Here is a 3,092-nt window from a genome sequence, read left to right on the forward strand (position 1 = left end):
GCGCCCGGGCAGATGGGTCGTCCGCGTCGCAAAGGGCAGCGACTGCCCACGCTCGCAGCGCGTCTCGAGTCGCCCGAGACGGTCTGGCAAACCGTGACGGTGCAGTGGTACGGCGGGCAGCCCCGAGTCCTGGAGCTCGCGACCGGCACGGCGGTCTGGTACCACGTGGGCAAGCCGACCGTGCCGCTGCGCTGGGTGCTGGTGCGCGACCCGCAGGGAAAGCGGGCAGCGCAGGGATTTCTCTGTACGGACCCATCCCAGTCGGCAGCGCAAATCGTGCAGTGGTATCGGTGGCGCTGGCAGGTGGAGGTGACGTTTGCGGAAGTGCGCGCCCATCTCGGGGTTGAGAGCCAGCGGCAATGGTCGCCGCGAGCGATCGCCCGCACGACGCCGGTGCTGTTGGGTCTGTTTTCGCTGGTCGTCGTGCAGGCACAGCGGAGTCAGAGAGACGGGAACTGGAAGCTGCCCCAGGCAGCGTGGTATCGCAAGGAGCGGCCGACGTTTATTGATGCGCTAGCGCTGGTGCGACGGCAGTTGTGGGCAGCGGAACTTTTACGCAGGTCGCCTGGGAGCGGGAAGTTGGGAAAAGTCCGACAGGAACTCTGGGAGTGCTGGTCTGACTTACTCTGCTATTCAGCCTAATGGCTAAAGTCGAGCTAAGAATCTCGCTATCCCGCTCGCTGTTGAATCCACGTATCCATTGAGAGAGTTGCAACACCGCCACCGTAAAAGCATGTCGCTGAATTGAAAATTTCTGCATTACAGTTGCTTGTTTAGTGACAACCTGGTTCCAAGTTCAAGTTCAATGTATATTCTTCATGGCACATAATATCGCGTCTGAAGATCTCGTTCGAGAGCAGCCGATTATGCTTGATAACAATGCAGTAGCCCGTGTCGCCCATACCGACCTACATCCACCCCATGCACCTGTCGCCATCGTCGGTATCGGCTGCCGGTTCCCGGGAAATGCCAATTCGGCGGCGAGTTTTTGGCAGCTTCTGACCGCTGGAGTCGATGCGACAGTGCCCGTCCCGGCCGACCGGTGGAATAACGACCTTCTGTTCAGCCCCGATGCGATGAACGAACCGGGCACTGTTGGTTCGCTTCGCGGTGGATTTATTGACGGGATTGCCGAATTCGACGCCGGCTTCTTCGGGATCTCGGCGCGGGAAGCCGCGGTCATGGATCCGCAGCAGCGCATGCTGCTGGAGACATCCTTTGATGCCCTGGAGGACGGTGGTTTGACATTGCAGTCCCTCCGCGGCCGGGATGTCGGTGTGTTTGTAGGAATGTCTCAAGTTGACTACGCGCAATTTCAAAACAGCCAGTATAGCCGCGAACATATCGGGGTTCACACCAATACCGGCTTAGCCATGTGCATTGCCGCCAATCGGATATCATATTGTTTCGACTTCAAGGGACCGAGCCTTGCGCTCGACACGGCTTGTTCTTCATCGCTGACAGCCGTGAGCCTTGCGTGTCAGAGCATCCATTCTAGCGAATGCGGCATGGCCTTGGTCGGAGGCGTGAACGCGATCCTCACGCCGGAGCCAACCATTGGCTTTAGCCGCGCGACAATGCTTGCCCAGGATGGCCGCTGCAAGACCTTCGATGCAAGCGCCGATGGGTTTGCCCGCGGCGAAGGAGCCGGGGTTGTGGTTCTCAAGCGCTTGGACGATGCGTTGAGGGGTCGAGACCGTATCTATGCTGTCATCAAAGGTACAGCGGTGAATCAGGATGGCCGCACCCCGAGCATGACCATGCCTTCCGCTGATGCCCAGGCGGACATGCTGCGCCAGGCGTATCGGAATGCAGGTATCGATCCGGGCAGCGTTCGCTACATCGAGGCCCATGGAACCGGGACACCGGTGGGAGACCCGATAGAAATCCGGGCATTGGGAGACGTCTTCGGCAACGACCAAACCAATGCCAGACCGCATTTTATTGGTTCGGTCAAGACCAATATCGGACATCTGGAGGCGGCGGCCGGCATTGCCGGATTGATCAAGGCGGCCTTGGCCGTTCACCACGGTGTTGTCCCCCCAAATCGGAATTTTGACAGGGAGAATCCCGAGCTAGGGTTGTCCGGACATCATTTCGTAGTGCCGGTGGAGACCATCGCCTGGCCGGATGACGGATGTCCTCGCCGAGCAGGGGTCAATTCCTTCGGCTTCGGCGGGACGAATGCCCATGCGATCGTCGAGGAAGCCCCAACCTCCGCCAGCGGGACGGAGTCCGACGTTTGTGCAGAGACAGCGAATGTGGAAGATGACGGACCGGCGGCATATCTCCTGCCGATCTCCGCGCACAGCGACGAGGCGTTGAAAGAGCTGGCGCTTAGGCACTTATCCGTTCTACAAGGGGGCGAACCGGCACTTGACCTCGATGCCTACTGTCGGGCGGCGGCGCGTCGGAGAACCCATCACCACTGCCGGCTCGCCGTCCTCGGACAGAACCGGGATGAACTGATTGCCAAGCTGGAGGATTTTAGGCGCGGTCTGGAACCGAAAGGGCTCTTGCTGGGCAAGGCCAAAGTGTTGGACCGGCCGAAAGACGGTCCTGTCTTTGTATTTTCGGGCATGGGACCGCAATGGTGGGCAATGGGGCGCGAGCTGCTCCAGGTCGAGCCGCTCTTCCGTCACTGGATCGAGCGCTGCGATGCAGCTTTTGCTGAATTCGCCGATTGGTCTCTTCTGCAGGAGTTGACCCGAGACGAAGCTTCGTCGCGGATGTCGGAAACACAGATCTCCCAGCCAGCGAATTTCGCGTTGCAGGTGGCTCTGGGGGAACTATGGCGCGCCTGGGGGCTGCAGCCTGCCGCCATTGTCGGCCACAGTGCCGGCGAAGCCGCGGCAGCTTATATGTCAGGCATGCTTGGGCTGGAGGAAGCCGCCCGCGCGATCTACCACCGCGCCCGGCTGCAGCATCAGGTCTCGGGCAAGGGCAAGATGATCGCCGCCGCTTTGGAGCCTGAGGACGCCCGGGCAGCGATCGCATGCCACGACGGCAAGGTATCCCTCGCGGCCATCAACGGTGCATCCTCCGTGACTTTGTCGGGGGATGCCGAGCTGATTGTGGCTCTGTCGGAGCAA

General features: G+C 60.5%; 1 protein-coding gene and 1 pseudogene. Both read left to right on the top strand.

What is annotated here, in order from left to right; all coding sequences use genetic code 11:
• Positions 1-642: pseudogene (locus KR51_RS11720) on the top strand (hypothetical protein); the annotation flags it as partial.
• Between the two features lie 176 nt (positions 643-818).
• Positions 819-3,092 (top strand): type I polyketide synthase (locus tag KR51_RS11725; protein ID WP_022608007.1); only part of this gene is annotated, 2,274 nt, incomplete at its 3' end.

The sequence above is a fragment of the Rubidibacter lacunae KORDI 51-2 genome (genome assembly GCF_000473895.1).
GTDB classification, from domain to species: Bacteria; Cyanobacteriota; Cyanobacteriia; order Cyanobacteriales; family Rubidibacteraceae; genus Rubidibacter; species Rubidibacter lacunae.